Source organism: Humibacter sp. (assembly GCF_035547335.1).
GTDB lineage: Bacteria > Actinomycetota > Actinomycetes > Actinomycetales > Microbacteriaceae > Humibacter.
The window spans coordinates 46,001-68,814 of record NZ_DASZVF010000017.1; the positions used below are offsets into that span (position 1 = coordinate 46,001).

Here is a 22,814-nt window from a genome sequence, read left to right on the forward strand (position 1 = left end):
AGCGCTTCCTAGTTCTCGAAGAGGGCGCGCAGACGCCAGCCGGCCTCGGTCTTGATCACCAGGACGGAGGCCGGTTTCGTCGTCTCCGACGCCCCGATCGAGATGACGACGGCGTCGCCGACCGTCTCGGTCAGCGAGAGCTGCGACAACTCAGGCGAGACCTTCGTGCCCTGGCCTGCGCTCAGCAGAGCGCTGTCTGCCGCGAACAGCGGCGAGTCCGCCTGGTCGATGGCCGCAAGACATCCTTCGTCGCCATGCTCGAGGCACGAGCGTCTGTCGTGCAGCAGACGGAACGCGGCGTGAACCGGATCCTCCGCATCGGGCGTCTCCGTCGCGGCGGGACGCGCTGTGGCAGAGATCGAGGCGGGCGACGGCGTCGACGTCGCCGCGCCGCCTGCGTCGCGTTCGGCGGTGGCACGGGGCGTCGCGCTCGGAGAGGGACTTTCCGCATGGCCTGCCGGAGGGCTCGGCATGGTGAGCAGCGCGACCAGCGTCAGACCGGCGGCGATCGACGCTCCCACCACGATGGTCCGTCTGCGGCCTGAGACCAAGCCCCGCACGCGCCCGGCGATGACGGGGCCGACGCCGTGTTCCATCGCTCCCGCGGCGACAGCGGCGAACCCTGCGAGAAGCCCGCCGCGGCGGCGGCTTGCGCGGGATGGGCCCTGCGCCGTTGTCGTCTGCGCCGTTGTCGTCTCCCCCGTTTCGGTTCCGGCGAACGCCCGCTCCAGTGCCGGAGCCGTCGATGTCGGGCCGACCGAAGCGCCGCCCCGCTCGATGGTCATCAGAAGCGGCGCAGGGGGTCCGAGATCGAACAGTGCGCTTTCGACGGCGTCGACGAGAGCCGCCTCTCCGCTGTCGACCGGCTCGCTCAGCCCGCGCACGACAGCCAGGACGCGGCTCGCCTCGTCGGGTTCGATGACCTCCGCTCGGGCGAGGATGCTTTCGACAAGCGCCACGCATCTCTCCCAGTCGTCCACCAGACCCGCAGGCGTGGCTGGTCTCGCGCCTCCGAAGCCGAGGAGCACAGGACAGCCCGAGTCGTCGAAACGGATGCGTGCACCGGAGACCCTGCCGTGCACGAACCCGCACTCGTGCACGCCGCGCACCGCACGCACGACGGAGACCGCCGCGGTGACCACCTCACCGGTGTCGAGGACGGTGCGCTCTCGGAGCCAGTCGGCAAGCGTGCGACTGGACAGACGCTCCAGAACGAGCGCGACGGGCTCACGCTGTGTCGTCGATACATCGATGACCGCGACGACATGAGGAGAGTCGACGGCGCAGAGCGCCCCGATCTCGTTCGCGATCCGGTCACGCTCGACGCCGTCGTCGTATGCCTTGACGACGGCCTGGGCACCGTCGCCCGTCGCCAGGTAAGCCACGCCGTCGCTCCCTCGTCCTATCGTGCGCAGCAGCCGGTACCCGCCCAGCGCGTTCCAGACCGGCACAGCGGCGGCATCCCGCTCCGCCTCTCCCTCTGCCTGCCCGCGCTTGCCTCTGTGCCTTCTGCCCGCCATGGATTCAGCGTGCCGGGTGCACGGGCATCCCTATGTCGGACTCTTCCCGGATGTGCGGCGCCGGCTGCCGGGCCGCCTTGTGGAGGGGCAGAACTGGGTAGGCTTGCCGGGTGATCGACTACGTCGTCACGGGGCTAAGCGCCAACTCCGTGCCGTATCTCGACGCCCTGGAGCAGCAGCGTGCCACGCACGCCGCCGTGGTCGCAGGGCGGGCGCCAGACACCGTCATCCTCCTCGAGCACGAACCGGTGTACACCGCCGGCAAACGCACAGAACCCGACGAACGGCCCACCGACGGCGCGCCGGTGATCGACGTCGACCGTGGAGGCAAGATCACCTGGCATGGACCGGGTCAGCTTGTCGGGTATCCCATACTCCGGTTGCCTGAGCCGATCGACGTGGTGGGCTACGTGCGACGGCTCGAATCCATGCTCATCGATGTGCTGGCGGAGGTCGGCGTCGAAGGTCATCGGGTCGAGGGACGCAGCGGGGTCTGGGTGTCGACATCCGGGCCCGATGTGAAGATCGCGGCCATCGGCATCCGGGTCGCTTCCGGAGTGACGATGCACGGCTTCGCCCTGAATTGCAGCAACGATCTCGCACCGTACGACCGGATCGTCGCGTGCGGCATCCGAGACGCGGGAGTCACCACCATCTCGAACGAGCTCGGTCGCACCGTCACACCGCACGACGTGGCGCCGCTCGTGTCCGCCCACTTCGGCGCGGTCATGGGGATGCCGGCATGACCGCCGCGCCCGAGGGCCGCAAGATGCTGCGCCTGGAAGCCCGCAACGCCCAGACGCCCATCGAACGCAAGCCGGAATGGATCAAGACCCGCGCGCGCATGGGGCCCGAGTACACACAACTCCAGAGCCTCGTGAAGTCCGAGGGCCTGCACACGGTGTGCCAGGAGGCCGGCTGCCCCAACATCTACGAATGCTGGGAGGACAGGGAGGCGACGTTCCTCATCGGCGGCAGCCAGTGCACCCGACGGTGCGACTTCTGTCAGATCGACACGGGAAAGCCGGCGGATTTCGACGCGGATGAGCCGCGCAGGGTGGGCGAGACCGTCGCGAGGATGGGACTGCGCTACGCGACCGTCACCGGTGTGGCCAGGGACGATCTCGACGACGAGGGATCGTGGCTGTATGCGGAGACCATCCGCGAGATCCACCGGCAGTCTCCGGGAACGGGCGTCGAGATCCTCGTCCCCGACTTCTCGGGTCGCCCCGAACACCTGCGCCGCGTGTTCGACGCCCGACCCGAGGTGTTCGCGCACAACGTGGAGACGGTTCCGCGGCTGTTCAAGCGCATCCGCCCTGCGTTCAAATACGAGCGGTCGCTGGATGTGCTCACCCAGGCGCGCGACGCCGGAATGATCACGAAGTCCAACCTCATCCTGGGCATGGGCGAGCAGCGGCAGGAGGTGAGCGAAGCGCTCCGCGACCTGCACGATGCAGGCACCGACATCCTCACCATCACGCAGTATCTGAGGCCGAGCCCGCGTCACCTCCCGGTGGAGAGGTGGGTGAAGCCTGAGGAGTTCGTCAAGCTGAAGGCAGAAGCCGAAGCGGTCGGATTCCTCGGCGTGCTCTCCGGACCACTGGTGCGCTCCTCGTACCGTGCCGGGCGGCTGTGGGCTCAGTCGATGACCGCCAAGGGGCGTCCGATTCCCGAGCACCTCAGTGCTCTCGCGGATGCCTCGCTCGGCTTCGCGCAGGCCGTAGGCTGACGCGCCAACCCTGCGGCCGTGCGCCGCGGTCAGGGGTGCGCTGAGCCGGTATCCTGGTGACCATGGCACGCAAGGACCCCGCAGCGACGAAGGAACCCGGCCGCATCAAGCAGATGTGGCAGGTGTTCCAGATGACCCGCCGCTACGACTCCAGGGCGTCCTGGTACATGCTCGGCACGCTCTTGCTCGGTGCCGTCATCGGCGTCGTGCTCGCCCTCACGATCACCGGCGGCAACGTCTTCTCGATGGTGCTCTGGATCGTGGCGGGCGTGCTCGCCGGCGCGCTGGGCGCCATCATCGTGCTCGGCAGGCGTGCCGAACGGGCGGCGTACTCGCAGATCGAGGGCCAGCCGGGCGCCGTCGGCGCCGTGCTGCGCAGCTCGCTCAAGCGCTCCTGGCGAGGCAGCGAGATGCCCATAGCCGTGAACGGACGCACGCGGGATGCCGTCTACCGCGCCGTCGGCCGCGGTGGCGTCGTCCTCATCGGGGAAGGGCCCGAGTCCCGCACGCGCAAGATGGTCGAGGACGAGCGACGCAAGATCGCTCGCATCGTGCCGAACGTGCCGATCAACGTCTTCCATGTCGGGCCGGATCCCGACGCCGTTCCGCTCCACAAGCTCGCCGGACGCATGGCGAAGATCAAGGTCGCGCTGACGAAGCCCGAGGTGCTCGCCGTCGACAACCGGCTCGGCTCGCTCGGCACTCAGGTGCCGATCCCGAAGGGCGTCGACCCGATGAAGGTACGGCCTCAGCGCGCTCGCTGACCCGTCGGTTCACCGCGACGCCAGCGGACCAGGCGGGCTACGCCCGCGCGGGAGGTCATCATGAGCGGAGAAGCACCGTTCCGGCCACCTTGTCGTGCGCGCTGGAGCTGAAGTGACGGTCCAGTGGACCGTCACCGCGACGCCAGCGGACCACGCGGGCTACGCCCGCGCGGGAGGTCATCATGAGCGGAGAAGCACCGTTCCGGCCACCTTGTCGTGAAAGCCCCGCTGATCCGAATCCCACACGATGGCGGGGATGACGATGCACAGCAGCGCGGTGCGAACCAGCGGTCGCCACAGACCGACCCAGGCCCCGTTCAGCGCGACGAGCCGGAGACCGACGATGCGGTGTCCGATGCTGCCGCCGATCGTGGGGATGAAGAGGTACTGCAGCACCGCGAAGATGCCCAGGGTGGCCCAGCTGTCGTACCGGAAGAACGCGAACGAGAGCAGGCTGGCGATCGCCCAGTCGATGAGCAGGGCGAGGATGCGCCGCCCCGGCCTCCCGACGGAACCCGGTCCGCTCTCCGGTGCGCCGAGCCGCTCCCCTGGGTACCGACTGGGTGCGAGGTCTCCGAAGCGGCGGGGGGCGGTGGGGCTGGACACCGCCCGAGTCTATCGACGCCATCTGCGTAACATCCCCGAAACAATGACGATACGGTAGGGAAACCGCGGACCCCTAGCCTTTCACCGGCTGCCCGCGCAGTCCCATCGACCCCCGTCACTCGCTTGGAGAAACCACATGTTCAGTGATTCTTCCGAGGTGCTCGCGTTCATCAAGGACACCGATGTCAAGTTCCTGGACATCCGGTTCACCGATCTTCCCGGTGTGCAGCAGCACTTCAACATCCCCGCCTCCACGGTCGACGAGGAGTTCTTCTCCGTCGGTCAGCTGTTCGACGGCTCCTCGATCCGCGGCTTCGCGTCGATCCACGAGTCGGACATGCAGCTCATCCCCGACGTGTCCACCGCGTACATCGACCCGTTCCGGGCGGAGCGCACGCTGGTGATGGTGTTCGACATCTTCAACCCGCGCAACGGGGAGGTGTACGGCAAGGACCCGCGGCAGGTCGCCAAGAAGGCCGAGAAGTACCTGGCGTCGACGGGCATCGCCGACACGGCGTTCTTTGCTCCCGAGGCCGAGTTCTACATCTTCGACGACGTGCGTTACGAGGTGAAGCAGAACACGGCGTACCACTTCGTCGACTCCGAAGAGGCGGCATGGAACTCCGGCCGCGCCGAGGACGGCGGCAACCTGGCGAACAAGACGCCCTACAAGGGCGGCTACTTCCCGGTCTCCCCCGTCGACAAGCAGGCGGACCTTCGCGACGACATCTCGCTGAAGCTCATCGACGCGGGTCTGATCCTCGAGCGCGCTCACCACGAGGTGGGCACCGGCGGTCAGGCGGAGATCAACTACCGCTTCGACACCATGGTGCACGCGGCCGATGACATCCTGAAGTTCAAGTACATCGTGAAGAACACGGCCGAGCAGTGGGGCAAGACGGCCACGTTCATGCCGAAGCCCCTGTTCGGCGACAACGGCTCGGGCATGCACACGCACCAGTCGCTGTGGAACGACGGCAAGCCGCTGTTCTACGACGAGGCGGGCTACGGCGGCCTCTCCGACATCGCCCGCTGGTACATCGGCGGTCTGCTCAAGCACGCGGCGAGTGTGCTGGCGTTCACGAACCCCACCGTGAACTCGTACCACCGTCTCGTGCCCGGCTTCGAAGCGCCCGTCAACCTGGTGTACTCGGCCGGCAACCGTTCCGCCGCGATCCGCATCCCGATCACCGGGACGAACCCGAAGGCCAAGCGCATCGAGTTCCGCGCGCCGGATGCCTCGGGCAACCCGTACCTCGCGTTCGCCGCGCAGCTGATGGCCGGCATCGACGGCATCCGCAACCGCATCGAGCCGCACGAGCCCGTCGACAAGGACCTCTACGAGCTTCCCCCGGAGGAGGCGAAGTCCATTCCGCAGGTGCCCGGGACGCTGGATGCCGTGCTCGACGCCCTCGAGGCCGACCACGACTTCCTCACCGCAGGCAACGTCTTCACGCCCGAGCTCATCGAGACGTGGATCGACTACAAGCGCGAGAAGGAGATCAAGCCGCTCGCGCAGCGTCCGCACCCGTTCGAGTTCGAGCTGTATTACGGCGTCTGATCGCCGGCAGCGCACAGCGAAGCGGGTCGCCCTTCACGGGCGGCCCGCTTTCTCGTGCTGGGAGCATCAGGAGTCGTAGAAGTTGCGCTCGAACACGGCCCGGGCGCGCCGCGTCACGGCCAGGTACTCCTCCTCGAGCTGGCTGGCCGATCCTCGCGGGTAGCCGAGCAGCCTGGCAACGCCGTCCAGCGCCTTGCGCTCTGACGGGAGGAGATCCGACGTCTTGTTCAGCCAGAGCGTGACGGCGCTTCGCGCTCGTGACGCCAGGATCCACGCCTCGCGCAGCCGTTCGCCGTCCGTGGCATCCAGCAGACCCAGCTCGACGCACGCCGCGAGGGCCTCAAGCGTGGAGGTGGTGCGCAACGCCGGGGACTGCGCGGCGTGCCGCAGCTGCTGCAGCTGGACGAGCCATTCCACGTCGCTGAGGGATCCCCGGCCGAGCTTCAGATGACGCGCCGGCTCAGCACCCTGGGGAAGACGCTCGTTCTCGACGCGCGCCTTGATGCGCTTCACCTCCCGCACGTCGCGGTCGGAGATCGAAGCTGGGTACCGCACGGAATCGGCGAGGCGCTCGAAGTCCTCGATCAGGGAGGCATCCCCCGCCACGCCGCGAGCACGCAGCAACGCCTGCGCCTCCCACGTCAGCGACCATCGCTCGTAATACGCTCGGTACGAGTCGAGCGACCGGGCCGGCGTTCCGTTCTTGCCCTCTGGCCGCAGATCCATGTCGAGGTCGAGCGGCAGCCTCGCATCGTCCGTGAGCCGGTTCAGGTCGGCGACGATCGACAGCGCCGCACGATGGACGGACTCGGCCTCGACGCCGGGATGCGGCCGGAACACGTAGACGACGTCGGCATCAGAGCCGAATCCGAGCTCGCGACCCCCGAACCGGCCCATCCCGATCACCGCGAACTCGAAAGGTGCTGGCCTCTGGGCGCGAACAGCGGACAGGATGCCGGCGATCGTGGCTTCGGTGATGTCGGTCAGGCCGACCGCGAGCTCGGCGACCCCCGCTACGCCGAGGATGCCGGCAAACGCCAGCCTGAGCACCTCGCGCCGCCGGACGGCGCGGATGGCGCGCGCAGCCGCCTCCGGGCTCTCGTGCCTGTCCAGGATGGCGTTCACCTCGTCGTCGAGGGCGACACGCGGTCGCGCATGCAACTCCGCGTCGTCGTCGAGCCACGCGACGCTCTCCGGGATGAGTCCGAGCAGCTCCCCGGCGAATCGCGAACCGGACAGCACCCGGGTGAGACGCTCGGCCGCCCCTGAGGAATCGCGCAGCATGCGCAGGAACCAGTGCGTGCTGCCCAGATCCTCACTGAGCCGCCGGAACGTGAGAAGGCCGTAGTCCGGGTCGGCGCCGTCGGCGAACCACTGCAGCATGACGGGCAGCAGAGTGCGCTGGATGGCCGCACGGCGTGAGACTCCTGAGGTGAGGGCAGCGATGTGCTGAAGCGCTCCGTGCGGGTCGACGAAGCCGATCGCGGCCAGGCGGGCCTCTGCCTGCTCGCCGGTCAGGGCGCCCCCGTCGCCCGGCAGTGCGGCGACCGCGGCCAGCAGCGGCCGGTAGAAGAGGCGTTCGTGCAGGCCGCGCACACGGCGTTTGACCTGCGCCCAGGCATCCGTCAGTTCCTTCGCGCTGTTCGCGAGGCCGGTCGCCCTGGCGAGCACCCGAAGCTGCTGCTCGTCGCGCGGCATCAGGTGCGTGCGCCGAAGCTCCGACAACTGGATGCGGTGCTCGAGCAGGCGCAGGACGCGGTAGTCGCGCGCGAACTCCGCCGCCTCCGGACGTCCGATGTATCCCGCGGCCGCCAGCGCCGCCAGCGCGGGAAGCGTTCCCGCGACGCGCACCGCCTCGTCGTTGTGGCCGTGCACGAGCTGCAGGAGCTGCACCGTGAACTCGATGTCGCGCAGACCACCGGGCCCGAGCTTGAGCTGGCGGTCCACCTCGTCGGTGGGGATGTTCTCCGTCACCCGCTCGCGCATCCGCTGCACGGACTCGACGAAGTTCGCCCTGCCTGCGCTGGCCCACACGTAGGGGGCGATCGCCTGCGCGTACCGCCGGCCGAGGCCGACGTCGCCCGCGATCGGCCTCGCCTTCAGAAGCGCCTGGAACTCCCAGCCCTGCGCCCAGCGATCGTAGTAGGCGAGGTGGGAGTCGAGCGTGCGCACGAGCGCGCCGTCCTTGCCCTCGGGCCGCAGATTGGCATCCACCTCCCAGAGCGGGGGCTCGACGGCGAACGCGTCGATGCCTCGCATGGTCAGCGTGGCGAGCCTCGTTCCGACGTCGACGGCCCTTCCCGCCGAGACGCCGGCATCCTCGTCGCCCTCGACGACGAAGATCACGTCGACGTCGCTCAGGTAGTTCAGCTCCTCGGCTCCGGTCTTGCCCATGCCGATCACGGCCAGCTTCGTTCCGGCGATATCGCCAACAGGAAAGGTTCCCGGTCCGGTTCCGGATGCCGTGGCCCTGGCGACAGTGAGCGATGCGTCCAGCGCCGCCCCGGCCAGGGCCGCGAGCGATGCCGCCACCGCGTGCAGGCCTCCGACGGGGTCCTGCTGCTGGAGGTCGAATGCGGCGATCTGCGTCAACCGCGTGCGGTACCTGACGCGAAGGGCGATCCAGGCGTCCTCGCCGGCGACCGACGCGACGCCGTCGCGGGCGCCCACGGCATCCAGCAGGTCCGATCGCAGCTCGGCCTCGTCGGGAAGCGCGAGCTGCGGCACCGTGAACAGGGCCAGGGCCTCCGGCCGACGCGCCAGGAATTCCGCGAGCCCGCTCGATGCGCCGAGCACGAGCAGCAGGCGGTGCACGGCGTCGGCGTCGGAGAACAGCGCCGCCGTCTCGTCCGGCCGCCGTCGCAACAGCTCGAGCATCCGCTCCAGAGCGGCGTCCGGGTCAGCGACGTCGACGATGAGCTCCAGCGCCGTCTCGGGGGACGGTCCACCGAGACCGGCCAGTTCGTCCAGGCGGGCGCGCGCATCCGAGAGACCGACGAAACCGGCGCGCGCCAGAGCGGTCAGCGTGATGGGCGCCATGCGTTCCGCCGTGAGCTACAGGATCTCGAGGTTCGCCCGCAGCTCGTACGGCGTCACCTGAGCGCGGTACTCGCGGTATTCGCGCTGCTTGTTCGCGAGGGCGTAGTTGAAGACCTGCTCCCCCAGGGTCTCCGCTACGAGCTCGGACTCCTCCATGCGCTGCACCGCCTGCTCCAGGCTCGCAGGGAGCGGGCTGTAGCCGAGCGCCCGACGCTCGGCATCGCTCAGCGCCCACACGTCGTCCTCGGCCTCAGGGGGCAGTTCGTACTCCTGCTCGATGCCCTTCAGACCGGCGGCGAGCAGCAGCGAGAAGGCCAGATAGGGGTTGGCGGCTGAGTCGATGCCGCGATACTCCACCCTGGCGCTCTGGCCCTTGCTCGGCTTGTACAGCGGCACCCTGACCAGCGCCGACCGGTTGTTGTGGCCCCAGCACACGTAGCTCGGCGCCTCATCGCCGCCCCACAGTCGCTTGTAGGAGTTCACGAACTGGTTGGTCACGGCCGTGATCTCCGGCGCGTGCTGCAGCACGCCCGCGATGAAGTGCCTGGCCACCTTGGAGAGCTGGTACTGCGCTCCCGGCTCGAAGAACGCGTTCGTGTCCCCCTCGAACAGCGAGACGTGCGTATGCATGCCGCTCCCCGGATGTCCCGTGAGCGGCTTCGGCATGAACGTCGCGTACACGCCCTGCTCGATCGCGACCTCCTTCACGACCGTACGGAAGGTCATGATGTTGTCCGCCGTGGTGAGTGCGTCGGCGTACCGAAGATCGATCTCGTTCTGCCCGGGGCCCGCCTCGTGGTGACTGAACTCGACCGAGATCCCCAGATCCTCCAGCATGCGCACCGAACGCCGCCGGAAGTCGTGGGCCGTGCCCCCTGGCACATTGTCGAAGTAGCCGGCGGAGTCCACGGGTTCCGGCCCGTTCTCGCCGAACTTCGACGACTTGAGCAGGTAGAACTCGATCTCGGGATGCGTGTAGAACGTGAAGCCTCGGTCCGCCGCCTTCTCGAGCGTGCGCTTGAGCACGTTGCGCGGATCGGCGACGGCAGGCTCACCGTCCGGCGTCGTGATGTCGCAGAACATGCGTGCCGTCGGGTCGATCTCGCCCCGCCAGGGAAGGATCTGGAACGTCGTGGGATCCGGATGCGCGAGCAGATCGGACTCGAACGTGCGGGTCAGGCCCTCGATGGCCGACCCGTCGAACCCGAGACCCTCGGTGAACGCGCCCTCGACCTCGGCCGGCGCGATCGCCACGGACTTCAGGGTGCCGACCACGTCCGTGAACCACAGACGTATGAACTTGACACCGCGTTCCTCGATGGTGCGAAGCACGAAGTCGCGCTGCTTGTCCATCTGCTCCCTTTCGCCTCGGTTCGCCTCGGCACTAAGGCTACTGGGTCGGATGCCGCGCCGGGCCGCCCTGGCCGGGCTCCTGAGCGGATCGCTGGGGATGCCCGTCGATAGACTGACGCGCATGGCTGACCAGGCGAGCGACCCGTCCTCCACCTCTGGCGAGGAGCGCCCCTACGGAGGGTCTGCCGGCGGCGGCCCCAAGCGCGTGCGCACGAGGCACTTCCAGAACGCGAAGGCGAACGGCATCAAGATCACGGGTCTCACGAGCTACGACATGCTCAGCGCCCAGATCTTCGACGAGGCAGGCATCGACTTCCTCCTCGTCGGCGACTCGGCGGGCAACAACGTCTTCGGGTACGACACCACTCTGCCCGTGAGCGTCGACGACCTCATCCCCCTTACCAGGGCCGTCGCGCATGCGGTGAGGCGCGCCTTCGTGGTGGCCGACATGCCTTTCGGCTCCTACGAGACCGACGTGCAGGACGCGCTGCACACCGCGGTGCGATTCATGAAGGAGACCGGGGCGCACGCGGTGAAGCTCGAAGGCGGGCGGCGCAGTGCGAAGCAGATCCGCAGGATCGTCGATGCGGGCATCCCGGTCATGGCGCACATCGGCTATACACCGCAGAGCGAGCATCAGCTCGGCGGCCACATCATCCAGGGCAGGGGCGAGACCGGTGTCGAGGCCCTCGTCGCCGATGCGCACGCCGTCGAGGAGGCGGGCGCATTCGCGGTGGTGCTGGAGATGGTCCCTGCGGATGCCGCCGCACAGGTGACGAAGGAGCTCTCGATTCCGACGATCGGAGTCGGGGCGGGTCCGCACGTCGACGGTCAGCTCCTGGTGTGGACCGACTGGGCCGGGTTCACCACCGGACGGGTTCCCCGCTTCGTGCGCCAGTACGCCGATCTGAAGGGCGTGCTGAGCGACGCCGCCGCGCGTTACAAGGCGGACGTCGAACAAGGCGAGTACCCGGGGCCGGAACACAGCTACTGAGGCGCAGCTACTGAGGCAAAGCTACCGAGGCGCAACTACCGAGTCTCGCTGCTGACGGACGCTCGCTGCTGACGGACGCTGCGGGGCTCAGTCGTCTTCTGCGGCCCAGCGGGCGCTGTTCTCCCGCAGCTTCTCGAGCGCGTGCTCCGCTTCCTCGCGGGTATCGAACGGGCCGACACGGTGCGTCGCCGGCGACAGGAATCCCTGCTCCACCTGACCGGTCTTGATGTTGTACCAGTACTTGTGCTCGATGTCGTTCTGGAACGGCTCAGCCATAAGCTTGATCCTATGCCCAAGGACTCCTCCGGTCATCTGATCCCCGGCCGCGTCTCGCCGCGGCGCAGCGTCCCCGCGTCCATTCCCCAGCCGGAATATGTCGGCAAGCCGGGACCCACTCGTACCGACGCTAGCGACGTGTACTCGGCGGAGGAGATCGAGCTGATCCGGCAGTCGGGGCGCATCGCCGCTCAGGCGATCGCACTCGTCGGCGAGCACGTCGCGCCCGGGGTCACCACGGAGCAGCTCGACGTGATCGCGCACGAGTTCCTGGTCGGGCAGGGCGCGTATCCGTCGACGCTCGGGTACCGCGGGTATCCGAAGTCGTGCTGCACCTCGGTGAACGAGGTGATCTGCCACGGCATCCCGGACGACACGGTGCTCGAAAACGGCGACATCGTCAACATCGACATCACGGCGTACAAGAACGGCTTTCACGGCGACAGCAACCAGACGTTCATCGTCGGCCAGGCCTCCGGGGACATCACGCTGCTCGTGGAGCGCACGCGGGAGGCCATGAATCGGGGCATCAAGGCTGTCGCACCGGGACGCCAAGTTAACGTCATCGGTCGCGCCATCGAGTCCTACGCCAAACGGTTCGGCTACGGCGTGGTGCGCGACTTCACGGGCCACGGCGTTGGGCACGCGTTCCACTCCGGCCTGATCATCCCGCACTACGACTCGGTGCCGGCGTACGACGACGAGATGGTTCCCGGCATGGTCTTCACCATCGAGCCGATGCTGACCCTCGGTTCTGCGGAGTGGGACATGTGGGCGGATGACTGGACCGTCACGACGAAGGACAAGTCCATCACGGCGCAGTTCGAGCACACGCTTGTCGTCACCGAGCGTGGCGCCGAGATCCTCACGCTCCCCTGAGCCGCTACATTTCCCTTATGGCTTCCACGACGGCAATCGGCATCGATATCGGCGGTACCGGCATCAAGGGCGGCATCGTCGATCTCAAGACCGGTGAGCTGGTCAGCGATCGCGTCAAGCTGGCGACCCCGAAGGGAGGGAAGCCAGACGACATCGTCGAGACCACGCGCGAGGTGCTCGATGCTCTGGAAGGCGACGGCCCCGACGCGCAGGTCGGCGTCTGCTTTCCCGCCATCGTGAAGAGCGGACGCACCCTGTCCGCCGCCAACGTGGCGAAGGAGTGGATCGGTCTCGAGGCGGAGAAGCTGTTCGAGAAGGTGCTCGGGCGCAACATCCTGTTCGTCAACGACGCGGATGCCGCCGGCTACGCCGAGACGGAGTTCGGTGCGGCCAAGGATGTCGACGGGCTCGTGATCCTGACCACGCTCGGTACCGGAATCGGGTCCGCGCTCATCTACGACGGCATCCTCGTGCCCAACGCCGAGCTCGGCCACCTGGAGATCGACGGGCACGACGCCGAGAGCCGAGCCGCGTACTCCGCGAAGGAGCGCGACGACCTCGACTGGAAGCAGTGGTGCAAGCGGCTCACGAAGTACTACCGCACCGTGGAGTTCCTGTTCTCGCCCGACCTCTTCGTCGTCGGCGGCGGGGTCTCGAAGAACTGGGACGAGTTCGGCGACCTCATCGACATCGACACGAAGATCGTGCCGGCCGTGCACCGCAACAACGCCGGCATCCTCGGCGCCGCCGCCCTGGCCGCCAGAGGTCACCACAAGCGTCCGGTGACCAAGGCCTGACCTCGGCAGGAGGGAACGGGCCGGCTGATACGCCGGGTTCTGTCCGGGCGCACGCCGCTCGAGAGCGTCGTGCGCCGTGGACGGCCATCTATCTCGGAGCCGCGTTGCCGCGGCCCTCCAGCGGTCTACCCGGGAACGAGACGAGCAGCCTCATGGTTCCCTGTCTGACCTTGCTCCGGACGAGGTTTGCCGAGCCGGCCGGGTCACCCCGGTCGCTGGTGGTCTCTTACACCGCCGTTTCACCCTTACCTCTGCTCGCGCAGAGGCGGTCTGTTTTCTGTGGCACTGTCTCGCGGGTTGCCCCGGGTGGGCGTTACCCACCGTCCTGCTCTACGGAGCCCGGACGTTCCTCGGCGACGAGCTCTTCTCGCGAAGAGCGCGTCGACGCGACCGTCTTGCCGACCCGTTCCGAAGAACAAGGGTAGCGGACCAGGGCGGTGGGGCGGCGCGCCCGCACACCGCACCCAGCGCTCAGGAGTTCTCGTCGCGAATGAGGATGGCGCCGCTGTCCGGGCACAGCACGACGTCGTCGTCCGCCGCCGACCGCACATCCGCGAGATCGGACGGCGACAGCTTCATGTTCGACGCGAGCGACACTCCCCCGACCAGACGTGCAGCTCCCACGCCGTACCGCGCGCGCTGCTTGTCATACAGGGCGACGAGCTCCTCCGGAAGAGCGGATGCCACGGCCTCACGGTCGGCGGCAGCGTCCCGGCGTCTGCGCTCCCACGACTCGACCTCCACCTCGCGTTCGGCCTCGAGAGCCGCCACCTTCGACTCCACCTCCGCCGCCTCCGCGTCGATCGCGGACAACTGCGTCTCGAGGCCCTCGATGCGCTCCATGATGCCCAGCTCGATGTCTTCCAGGTCGCTGCGGCGCTTGCGCAGCGCCTCCAGCTCGGATTCGAGAGCCGCCACATCCTTCACCGACGCCGTCTGCTGCACGCGCTCCGAGTCGCGCTTCATGCGCGCCTCGACGACCTCGACGTCGGATTCCAGGCGTGCCAGCTCGGCCCTGGCATCCTCGAGCTCGCCGAAGACGGCCAGCCGTCTGCTCCGGATCTCCGCAGCCTGCGGCCGGAGCTCGGCGAGCCGCGCGTCCTGGGACGGATGCGAGATGGCTCGCGTCGCCTGGGTTATCGCGGTGTCCAGATCGTGGACACGAAGGAGTTCGCGTTGGTCGCGGGGATCAGCCTTCACTGCTCTCATCTCTTCACGGCGGCGCCGCTCTAATCGGTCTGGTCTACGTTATTGCACGCACGGATGGCCGTGGTGAGTGGTCGCTGCACGACCACGAGGTCTGGTGCGTTGTCACTGCATGACGACGAAGTCCCACGGATCGGTGCGCACCTCGCTCACGACGACCTCCAGACCGGGGACGGCCGTCCGCAGCTGCCCGGCCGCCGTGTCCAGCCACAGCCACTCCGCTGCCCAGTGCGACACGTCGATCAGGGCCGGTCCCGACGACACCCTCGCCTGTTCGACGGCTTCCGACGCGGGATGGTGGCGCAGGTCGGAGGTGATGTAGACATCCGCTCGGCGGACCGCCTCTTCGCCGAGGAACGCGTCGCCCGCACCTCCGCACAGCGCGACGGTGGTCACCGGCCTCGCGTACTCCCCTGCGACGCGGATGCCCGTCGCCGTCGGTGGCAGCAGGTCGGCCAGCGTGCGGGCGAGCTGTCCGAGCGTCGTAGGTTCGTCGAGCCTCCCCACCCGGCCCAGTCCCGACCGCGGATCCGCGCCGGGAACGAGCGGCCTGGCATCCCGCAGCCCGAGCCGCGAGGCGAAGACATCCGATACTCCGTCCGGCACGACATCCGCGTTCGTGTGAGCGGTGACGAGCGCGCATCCGGCCCGGATGAGACGCGCGAGAAGCGCACCCTTGTACCTGTCTTCGGCCACCGTGGTCACGCCGCGCAGCAGCAGCGGATGATGCGCCAGCATGAGGTCGAATCCGCCGTCGACCGCCTCGCCCACCGTGTCGGCGACGGCATCCACCGTGAGGAGCACCCGTGAGACGGACGCCTCCGGGTCTCCCGTCACGAGCCCGGGAGCATCCCATGACTCCGCGCCGGCACTCGGCCAGAGTCGTTCGACGACGGACAGGAACTCGGTGATCGTGGGCACGTTCCGAGCCTATGCCCGTGATCCGAAGCGGTCCCCCGATGCCGGCCGAAGGTTCGCCGGATGCCGCCCGACGACACGCCCCGACTCCAGACGGCCATCACCTGCTGGCCGCTTCCTGTGCCGGAACGGCTCGCCACGCTGCGCACACGCCCATGATGAGTCCCAGCGCGAGCGCGACGAGCACTCCGATGTCCGAACGCGCGAGCGCGTCACCGGTGTCCACCCCGAAGAGGCGGTAGAGGTATCCCTCCCAGCCGAGTCCTGGCGCGTCGGCGCGCATGAAGCCGAGACCGGTGACGGTGATCACGACGAGAGCGATCAGATTCACCCACCGCCAGTCCGGATAGACGCCACCACGGTGCAGCAGCGAATCGGTTGCGAGGCGACGTCGCCTCCGCAGGAAGTCGCCGAGGAAGATGCCTGCCCAGGCCGCCACCGGCACCGCCAGGGTGGTCGGATACGCGAGCAGAAGGCTCCGGACATCCGGAACGGCGATAACGAGTCCCGCACCGGCCGCCGCGGCGACGATCCCGAGCGCAAGCACCGATTCCCACCTGGGCAGGTGGATGCCGACTGCCTGCACGGCGAACCCGCCGGAATACAGCGTCACCACGAGTGCCGACACCAGGCCGACGACGATCGCCGCCACGATGGGCACCGCGAACCAGCGCGGAGTGACGGACGCGAGCAGCCGCACGGGGTCGGCGCTCAGCTCGGCGGCTCGTGAAGGCTGCGCCCAGGCGACGAGCGCTCCGAAGACGATCAGGGCGAACATCGGCAGCGACGCGCCGAACCCGCTCCAGAGCGCTGTGGCGGTCCCGCCGCTGCCCGGGCGCTGGTACCGAGCGAGGTCTCCTCCCGCGCTGGCCCACGCGAGGCCGAGGATGCTGAACACGAGTACGGCGCCCTCGACGACGAGAATCCACTGTCCGAACGGGCCTGTGGCGACCAGGTCCCATCCGGTCGTCGGCCACGCCGCCACGATGATCGCGAGCCCGAGCACCGCGGTAGCGATCGTCGCGATCAGCTGGACGACGGCGACCAGGGCGTATCCGGTCAGCGCGACGACGATCCCGACGAAGGCTGCCACGCCGAAGGTCGCCCACAGCACGAGTGCGCGATCGGTCGTCCAGCCCGCGGCGACGGCGGAGTCGGCCACGGAGACGGACAACAGCCAGAGCAGGGCCGCTCCCCAGAACAGGCGCACCACGAGGATCAGAACGGCAGGCACCGTGTTGCCCACGACACCGAAGGCGGCCCTCGAGACGATGACCGTGGGAAGCCCGCTCCACACGCCGGTGAGCGAGCTGAGCCCGAGCGGGAGGAACGAGAGCGCGACGCCCAGTGCCGCAGCGATGACCACCTGCAGCAGGTTGAGACCGGCGCCCGCGAACAAGGCGCCGAGCGCGACCACGAGCACGGAAGCACCGGCCGCGAACCACAACCAGAACAGCCTCGTCGCCCTGCCGACGCGGTACTGCAGAAAAGTCGGCTCCATTCCCGGCTGCTCGATGCTGAAGACCGGCATGGGCTCGGGCCTGCCCGCCGTGAGCACACCCTGGTTCGCCCGCATGCGAGGCGTGGCGATGGGCGCCAGCCCCGGTTCGGCCGAGGCCACGTCGTCGGCATCGTCCGTGACATCCGCGTCGAGTTCTGCCTCGGGTACGTCGAGCTCCGAGGCGGATCCCGCAGGCGACGGCCCGCGCTCGCCGCTCTTGGTCGATTCAGCTGGTTCACGCCGTTCGGACGGTGCGTGTGAGCCGGAATGTTCGCAAGGTTCGGACGATTCGCGCGAGACCTCTCCGACGACGGCGCCATCGTCCGGTCGGTCCGAATGCGCGACCGCCTCGATCTCTCGCTGACCGTCGGCGGATCGCGACCGGGACGGTGCACCGCCCGCCTCCGCCCGTCTTCCCGCGATGAGCGCCTCGAGACGCTCGATGGCAGCGAGGGTGTCACCGGATTCCGCCTGCTCCGCGATCGCGCGCTCCACATCCGTCGCGGGCTCGTACGCGGCAACCGGAGTACGCATGGGCGTGAACAGCGTCTCCGGCCGGATGATCGCCAGCGACGCCGTAAGCAGTGACACCTCGTTCTCGAGCGCGACGGCGAGCTCGTCGTCGTCATGCACGTCGCTCGCCCGAACGCCTGCTGCATCCGGGGCGTCGCCTTCGACCGCGGCCGTCTCGACCTGCCCGTCGGACGCCTCGTCCGACCTTGCCGGCGCAGTCGCACTCGCTGGAGGAGGAGCGACGGCGGACTCGGGAGGCACGTACGTCGACCTGCGTCTCACCGGTATGGGAGGCGCCGCGTCTTGGGCGGCCGCGTGGTGGGGTGCCGCGTGATCCAGGGCCGTGTCGTGCGGCCCGGTGTCGTCCGGCCCCGTCGCGTCGACCTTGCCGGCGTCGGTCCCCATAGCGTGAGCCTATCCACGGCTTGCGCCCGCTGACCTGTTGTCCACACCGCTGCGGCGTCCCCCGTTCCCGTGTCACGACGTCGAGAGCGACCTCGCTGCCCCAGCGGGCGGCGAGGCATGCACCGACGCCGTCCCGAGCACGTAGCATCGTGAGTCATGGATGCGGCGATCCCCACCCCCTACGAAGACCTGCTGCGTGACGTGCTGAACAACGGCGCCGCCAAGTCCGACCGCACCGGCACGGGCACGCGGAGCGTCTTCGGTCGTCAGCTGCGGTTCGATCTCTCCCAGGGCTTTCCGCTCATCACCACGAAGAGGGTGCATTTCCGCTCGATCGCGTACGAGCTCCTCTGGTTCCTCAGGGGCGACTCGAACGTGCGATGGCTCCAGGAGCACGGCGTCACCATCTGGGACGAATGGGCTGACGAGAACGGCGATCTCGGACCGGTGTACGGCGTACAGTGGCGTTCCTGGCCGGCGCCCGATGGCCGCCATCTCGACCAGATCAGCTCCGTGCTCGAGACCCTCCGCAGCGATCCGGATTCCCGCCGCATGATCGTCTCGGCATGGAATGTCGCCGAGATCCCCGAGATGGCCCTCGCGCCGTGCCATGCCCTGTTCCAGTTCTATGTCGCGGACGGCAAGCTCTCCTGTCAGCTGTACCAGCGCAGCGCCGACCTCTTCCTCGGCGTGCCGTTCAACATCGCCAGCTACGCGCTGCTCACCCACCTCGTGGCCGACCAGGTGGGCCTGGCCGTTGGCGACTTCGTGTGGACAGGCGGCGACTGCCACATCTACGACAATCACGTGGTACAGGTCACCGAACAGCTCTCCCGCGAGCCCTTCCCTGCACCCCGCCTGGTGATCACCCGGCACCGGGACAGCATCTTCGACTACGAGTTCGAAGACTTCGAGGTGGTCGGATACCAGCACCACCCGGCCATCCGCGCGGCCGTCGCGGTCTGATGATCGCCCTCATCTGGGCGCAGACGCGTTCCGGTGTGATCGGCGCGCGCGGCGGCATCCCGTGGCGGCTGCCCGAAGACAGCAGACGATTCCGCGTGCTGACCATGGGCGGCGACGTCGTGATGGGCCGCAAGACCTGGGACTCGCTGCCCGAGCGGTTCCGTCCGCTCCCCGGGCGGCGCAACATCGTGATCACGCGCGATCCGGCCTGGGCTGCGCCGGGAGCCGAACGCGCGTCGTCGCTGGACGACGCCCTCCGGTTGCTGAGCGGCGACGCCTGGGTCATCGGCGGAGGCCAGATCTATGCGGATGCCATCTCCCGCGCCGATCGGCTCGAGATCACGGAGATCGACACCGACCTCGATGGCGACACGCTTGCACCGACGATCGGCGCCGAATGGATGCTCGTCCGCGCCGAGCCGAACGACGGCTGGGCCACCGCAGAGAACGGCCTCCGCTATCGATTCCTCACGTACGAACGACGGTGAGCCGTCTGCTCGTACCAACGATGGTGAGCCGTCGGCGCCGGGTGGCGGCGCACAAGGTCAGCGCGACCGGCTAGCGCGAACGGTACGGCGCGCGCCCCATCTGGTACGCCGCGGAGACGCCGAGGATGACCCCGACGATTCCGACGAGGCCGATGAATCCCCAGAGCAGCGCTTCGATCATGCATCCATTATCCCCTCTGCCGAGTGCTGACGTGCGCCGTCGGGCATCGCATGCCGAATGCCGGGAAAACGCTCCGGCCCCGTTGCCCGTCCTCGACCCCGGTGCGAGACTCGAACTCAAGGCGGGCGCGGTCCCGCACGGTGGGACGGATGATTCGCACGAACGTGACTCACGCGGCGTCGGTGAGGACCGCGCCGGCGCGCCGGGCCGGCATTCGGCGAACCGCAGTGCTCTGCGCCGTGCTGCTCGCGGCGTCGGCGGCAGGAGTGGGCGCGGCGAGGACCGACGACTGCGGCAGTTCCTGTTCGACCGGTTCCGGTTCTCCGACGAATACCGGCTCACCGAGCCCGTCCGACTCGACGACACCGCCCACCACACCGTCGCCCCGCCCCACCGAGACACCTGTGCCGACGGAGACGCCCGGACCGACCGACACTCCTACCCCGACAGGAACGCCGACGTCGACCGGGACGCCGACGCCGCCTCCCACCGATACGCCGACGCCCACACCGACGTCGGACGTGCCCACGCCGGCCGGCGACGCCGACAGCACTCCGCAGGCCCAAGACAACTCGGGCGTCAGCGACAGCGCGCTCGACAAGCTCCAGACCGCGATCGACAAGGCGCAGGATGCGGTGGATGCGGCACAGTCCGCTCTGGATGCCGCGACCGACGACTACGACGCAACCCGATCCGCGTACGCGAACGCCAAGGCTCTGGCCAAGTCGGCCGACGCCATAGCCAGGTCGGCCAGGAGCGCTGCGACGGCGGCAGCGGCCAAGCTCATGGTGGCGTTGCATCAGACGCATGCCGACCAGGCGACGACGACCCTGGGCGCCGTTCTCGGCGATGAGGGCGCAGGCGGCAACGCGAACCTGCTTCAGCGGCTCACGGCCGCTCACCAGCTCGGGAGTATGCACGGCCCGCTCGACCAACTGACGAAACGGGCGGAGTCCACCGCCAAGCACGCAGACCAGTTGACCGGGGCCGCTGCCAAGGCCCACGACGCACTCAACGCCATCCCGTTGGCGCAGAAGCGATCAGCGAAGCAGGCGGCCCAGTCTGCTGTGGATGCCGCCCAGTCCTCCCTTGACGCGGCCGTCGACGCGATGGCGGCGGCGTCGAGCGACGGCGCGAACGACGACTTCGCGGATGACTTCCGGCTGGCGGCCGGAAGCTGGGTCGACCCCGTCAGGGGACCCATCACCGACGTATTCGGGCCCCGGCCGTCCCAGCCGGCCGGCACCCCGGTCTTCCACCCGGGAGTCGACATCGGCGCGGCGTGCATGACCGTGATCGTCGCGGCCGCCGACGGCACGGTCAGCTATGCCGGTCCGTACAGCGGGTATGGCAACTTCATCCTCATCGACCACGGGTCAGGAGTGCAGACGGCGTACGGGCACATCTCCGACGGCACCATCCTCGTGTCTCCTGGTGACCACGTCACGGCAGGAGAGCCGATCGCCCGTGTCGGCAGCACGGGCGAGTCGACGGGATGCCATCTGCACATCGAGGTTCGCGTGTCGGGCACCGCTGTCGACCCGATGCCGTTCTTCGAGAACCGCGGGGTCACGCTCGGCCGGTGAGACGGAGACCGGCTACTGCGCCCACGGCGGAACGAAGCGCCGGCCGTCGCGCTCCATCGTGGCCGTCATGCCGACGAGCGTCACGACCCAGGCACTGGCCGCGTCATCCGTCCCGTTCCCGATGACGAAACGGGCTCCCGCCGGCACCAGGATCGCGTCGCCTTCGCCCGCGACGAACCGGCAGTCCGCCACTTCCACGTCGAGCGTGCCCTCGAGCACGTGCAGCACCTCGTCCTCCGACATCGTGTGCGGTTCACCGGCGGTGTGCGGCGGGAAGTCCGCACGCCAGGCGGCGAGCCGTTGCGCGCCAGTGCGCGAGTTGACGAACGATGTGAATGTGATGCCCTGGAGCTGCTGACCGCTCGTGGCCTCTGCACTGACATGCGACATGGGGTTCCCTTCCAATAGTCAATGCTGTTGACTATATATGGTCAACCACGTTGACCGGAAGGTAGGATCGTCGTGTGAGCTCCACCGACGACGTCGCCATGCCGTTCCTGCTGATGTCGGCGTTCGAAGGGCTGGCCGATGCCGTCCATCGGGAACTCGAGCGCGCAGGCTATCCGGGGGTGCGGACGACACACGGCTTCGCCATGCAGGCGATCGGCTCGGGATGCACGAGCGTCGAGCTCGGAGCGCGCCTGGGAATCAGCAAGCAGGCGGCCGCCAAGACGGCGCAATCGCTCGAAGAACTGGGCTTCATCACCCGCACGAGAGGACCGCATGATCGTCGGGAGCGAATCCTGCAGCCGACGCCGCGCGGGCTGGAGATGCTCAGGCTTTCCGCTCTCGCCTTCCGACGGGAGGTCGAGGATTGGCGAACGAGGGCGGGCGACGAGGTCATCGACGCCACGCTGGACGCACTGCTGGTCGCCCCTCGGCCGACCCGGCGGGTCGCGGACTTTCCCGTGACGGGCGTCTAGCAGTTCCGCCGTGATCGTGCGTGGAAGTCCTGAATGCTCCCGCGGGCCGTCGTACCACGTGTCGCAGACACGGTGGGCCCTGCCGGGATCGAACCGACGACATCCACGGTGGAATCGCAGCGCTTGGCGCCGGTCATTCCTCTGTTTGGGTTCGTGGCATGACGGCCATGATAGGCAGCGTGGTGACGGGAAGGGCTGCGTCGTGACCGTGCGGGAGCTGTTGCAGCGCCTCCTCGATCATGCGCTCGACGGTAAGGGCGTCACGGAGTCCGTCCTGATTCATTGCGACGGTGAGCTGCGAGAGATCGCCGCCGTGGAGACGCGCGTCGCTGAAATCGATCAGGCTAACCCCGATCTGTTCGTTCTCGTAGTCGCTGACGGGACCTCAGGAACGGTGGAGACAACCGCAATGAGGCGCGCACCTCGCCGATCTTGATTGCGGACATCTACAAGATCGTCTGGGCACAACTCGTCATCACACTACGGTGCCCCGGGACGGCACTAGACCCCACAATTCGGACCTGTCTGTCCTCACAGGAGGAGACGTAGCGTCGACATCGCCGGTTCGGGTCCGGCATTCAGAAGGGGAAACATCTTGCTAACCGA

At 68.4% G+C, this 22,814-nt stretch carries 22 protein-coding genes and 1 other RNA gene; 12 read left to right on the forward strand and 11 right to left on the reverse strand.

What is annotated here, in order from left to right:
• Positions 1-8 precede the first annotated feature (8 nt).
• Positions 9-1,520, reverse strand: coding sequence for a protein kinase domain-containing protein (locus tag VHB92_RS04870; protein WP_325451962.1), 1,512 nt, complete (start codon positions 1,518-1,520; stop codon positions 9-11).
• A gap of 110 nt (positions 1,521-1,630) precedes the next feature.
• On the opposite strand from VHB92_RS04870, the gene lipB reads away from it, so the two are divergent.
• From lipB to VHB92_RS04885, 3 genes are all read left to right on the forward strand, one after another.
• Positions 1,631-2,266 carry a lipoyl(octanoyl) transferase LipB gene (gene lipB, locus VHB92_RS04875; protein ID WP_325451964.1) on the forward strand — a complete coding sequence of 212 codons (636 nt, stop codon included), beginning with the start codon at positions 1,631-1,633 and terminating at the stop codon, positions 2,264-2,266.
• Entirely contained in the window at positions 2,263-3,252 is a 990-nt protein-coding gene (gene lipA / locus VHB92_RS04880; protein WP_325451966.1) for a lipoyl synthase, read from the forward strand. The genes lipB and lipA overlap by 4 nt, the downstream gene beginning before the upstream one ends.
• Before the next feature lie 62 nt (positions 3,253-3,314).
• Positions 3,315-4,016, forward strand: coding sequence for a DUF4191 domain-containing protein (locus VHB92_RS04885; protein ID WP_325451968.1), 702 nt, complete (start codon positions 3,315-3,317; stop codon positions 4,014-4,016).
• A gap of 180 nt (positions 4,017-4,196) precedes the next feature.
• On the opposite strand, the gene VHB92_RS04890 is transcribed toward VHB92_RS04885, so the two are convergent.
• On the reverse strand, positions 4,197-4,622 hold the full coding sequence (locus VHB92_RS04890) for an RDD family protein (RefSeq protein WP_325451970.1): 426 nt from the start codon (positions 4,620-4,622) through the stop codon (positions 4,197-4,199).
• Between the two features lie 136 nt (positions 4,623-4,758).
• Here VHB92_RS04890 and glnA (VHB92_RS04895) point away from each other — a divergent pair, with 136 nt between their 5' ends.
• Entirely contained in the window at positions 4,759-6,183 is a 1,425-nt protein-coding gene (glnA, locus tag VHB92_RS04895) for a type I glutamate--ammonia ligase (RefSeq protein WP_325451972.1), read from the forward strand.
• Between the two features lie 66 nt (positions 6,184-6,249).
• Here the strand turns inward: glnA (VHB92_RS04895) and VHB92_RS04900 are convergent, their stop codons facing one another.
• Positions 6,250-9,222: a bifunctional [glutamine synthetase] adenylyltransferase/[glutamine synthetase]-adenylyl-L-tyrosine phosphorylase gene (locus VHB92_RS04900; RefSeq protein WP_325451974.1), complete on the reverse strand. Its 2,973-nt coding sequence runs from the start codon at positions 9,220-9,222 to the stop codon at positions 6,250-6,252.
• Positions 9,223-9,237: 15 nt separating this feature from the next.
• Complete coding sequence (gene glnA / locus VHB92_RS04905) at positions 9,238-10,575, reverse strand: type I glutamate--ammonia ligase (RefSeq protein ID WP_325451976.1); 1,338 nt, start codon at positions 10,573-10,575, stop codon at positions 9,238-9,240.
• Between the two features lie 121 nt (positions 10,576-10,696).
• Here glnA (VHB92_RS04905) and panB point away from each other — a divergent pair, with 121 nt between their 5' ends.
• Complete coding sequence (gene panB / locus VHB92_RS04910; protein WP_325451978.1) at positions 10,697-11,569, forward strand: 3-methyl-2-oxobutanoate hydroxymethyltransferase; 873 nt, start codon at positions 10,697-10,699, stop codon at positions 11,567-11,569.
• Positions 11,570-11,656: 87 nt separating this feature from the next.
• Here the strand turns inward: panB and VHB92_RS04915 are convergent, their stop codons facing one another.
• Entirely contained in the window at positions 11,657-11,845 is a 189-nt protein-coding gene (locus VHB92_RS04915; RefSeq protein ID WP_325451980.1) for an SPOR domain-containing protein, read from the reverse strand.
• Positions 11,846-11,857: 12 nt separating this feature from the next.
• Between VHB92_RS04915 and map the strand changes: the two genes are divergently transcribed.
• On the forward strand, positions 11,858-12,724 hold the full coding sequence (gene map / locus VHB92_RS04920; protein ID WP_325451982.1) for a type I methionyl aminopeptidase: 867 nt from the start codon (positions 11,858-11,860) through the stop codon (positions 12,722-12,724).
• Between the two features lie 17 nt (positions 12,725-12,741).
• On the forward strand, positions 12,742-13,521 hold the full coding sequence (gene ppgK, locus VHB92_RS04925; protein WP_325451984.1) for a polyphosphate--glucose phosphotransferase: 780 nt from the start codon (positions 12,742-12,744) through the stop codon (positions 13,519-13,521).
• Positions 13,522-13,533: 12 nt separating this feature from the next.
• Here the strand turns inward: ppgK and rnpB are convergent.
• From rnpB to VHB92_RS04945, 4 genes are all read right to left on the reverse strand, one after another.
• Positions 13,534-13,927: RNase P RNA component class A (gene rnpB / locus VHB92_RS04930), an RNA gene on the reverse strand.
• 65 nt (positions 13,928-13,992) lie between these two features.
• On the reverse strand, positions 13,993-14,730 hold the full coding sequence (locus VHB92_RS04935) for a zinc ribbon domain-containing protein (RefSeq protein WP_325451986.1): 738 nt from the start codon (positions 14,728-14,730) through the stop codon (positions 13,993-13,995).
• A gap of 102 nt (positions 14,731-14,832) precedes the next feature.
• Positions 14,833-15,648: a Nif3-like dinuclear metal center hexameric protein gene (locus VHB92_RS04940; protein WP_325451988.1), complete on the reverse strand. Its 816-nt coding sequence runs from the start codon at positions 15,646-15,648 to the stop codon at positions 14,833-14,835.
• A gap of 97 nt (positions 15,649-15,745) precedes the next feature.
• Positions 15,746-18,064 carry a purine-cytosine permease family protein gene (locus VHB92_RS04945; protein ID WP_325451991.1) on the reverse strand — a complete coding sequence of 773 codons (2,319 nt, stop codon included), beginning with the start codon at positions 18,062-18,064 and terminating at the stop codon, positions 15,746-15,748.
• A gap of 156 nt (positions 18,065-18,220) precedes the next feature.
• On the opposite strand from VHB92_RS04945, the gene VHB92_RS04950 reads away from it, so the two are divergent.
• Positions 18,221-19,030 (forward strand): thymidylate synthase, encoded by an 810-nt coding sequence (locus VHB92_RS04950; RefSeq protein WP_325451993.1) that lies wholly within the window; start codon positions 18,221-18,223, stop codon positions 19,028-19,030.
• Positions 19,030-19,518, forward strand: coding sequence for a dihydrofolate reductase (locus tag VHB92_RS04955; protein ID WP_325451995.1), 489 nt, complete (start codon positions 19,030-19,032; stop codon positions 19,516-19,518). The genes VHB92_RS04950 and VHB92_RS04955 overlap by 1 nt, the downstream gene beginning before the upstream one ends.
• Positions 19,519-19,868: 350 nt before the next feature.
• Here VHB92_RS04955 and VHB92_RS04960 read toward each other — a convergent pair whose 3' ends face one another.
• A complete protein-coding gene (locus tag VHB92_RS04960; RefSeq protein ID WP_325451997.1) occupies positions 19,869-20,228 on the reverse strand; it encodes a hypothetical protein in 360 nt (119 codons plus the stop codon).
• On the opposite strand from VHB92_RS04960, the gene VHB92_RS04965 reads away from it, so the two are divergent.
• Positions 20,221-21,285, forward strand: coding sequence for a M23 family metallopeptidase (locus VHB92_RS04965; RefSeq protein WP_325451999.1), 1,065 nt, complete (start codon positions 20,221-20,223; stop codon positions 21,283-21,285). The two genes, VHB92_RS04960 and VHB92_RS04965, sit on opposite strands and share 8 nt — an antisense overlap.
• 12 nt (positions 21,286-21,297) lie before the next feature.
• Here the strand turns inward: VHB92_RS04965 and VHB92_RS04970 are convergent, their stop codons facing one another.
• On the reverse strand, positions 21,298-21,675 hold the full coding sequence (locus VHB92_RS04970; protein WP_325452001.1) for a cupin domain-containing protein: 378 nt from the start codon (positions 21,673-21,675) through the stop codon (positions 21,298-21,300).
• A 74-nt stretch (positions 21,676-21,749) separates the two neighbouring features.
• Between VHB92_RS04970 and VHB92_RS04975 the strand changes: the two genes are divergently transcribed.
• The gene (locus VHB92_RS04975) at positions 21,750-22,208 is read left to right on the forward strand and encodes a MarR family winged helix-turn-helix transcriptional regulator (RefSeq protein WP_325452003.1); all 459 of its coding nucleotides are present in this window, start codon (positions 21,750-21,752) and stop codon (positions 22,206-22,208) included.
• Between the two features lie 202 nt (positions 22,209-22,410).
• Entirely contained in the window at positions 22,411-22,644 is a 234-nt protein-coding gene (locus VHB92_RS04980) for a hypothetical protein (protein WP_325452005.1), read from the forward strand.
• The last annotated feature ends 170 nt before the right edge of the window (positions 22,645-22,814 follow it).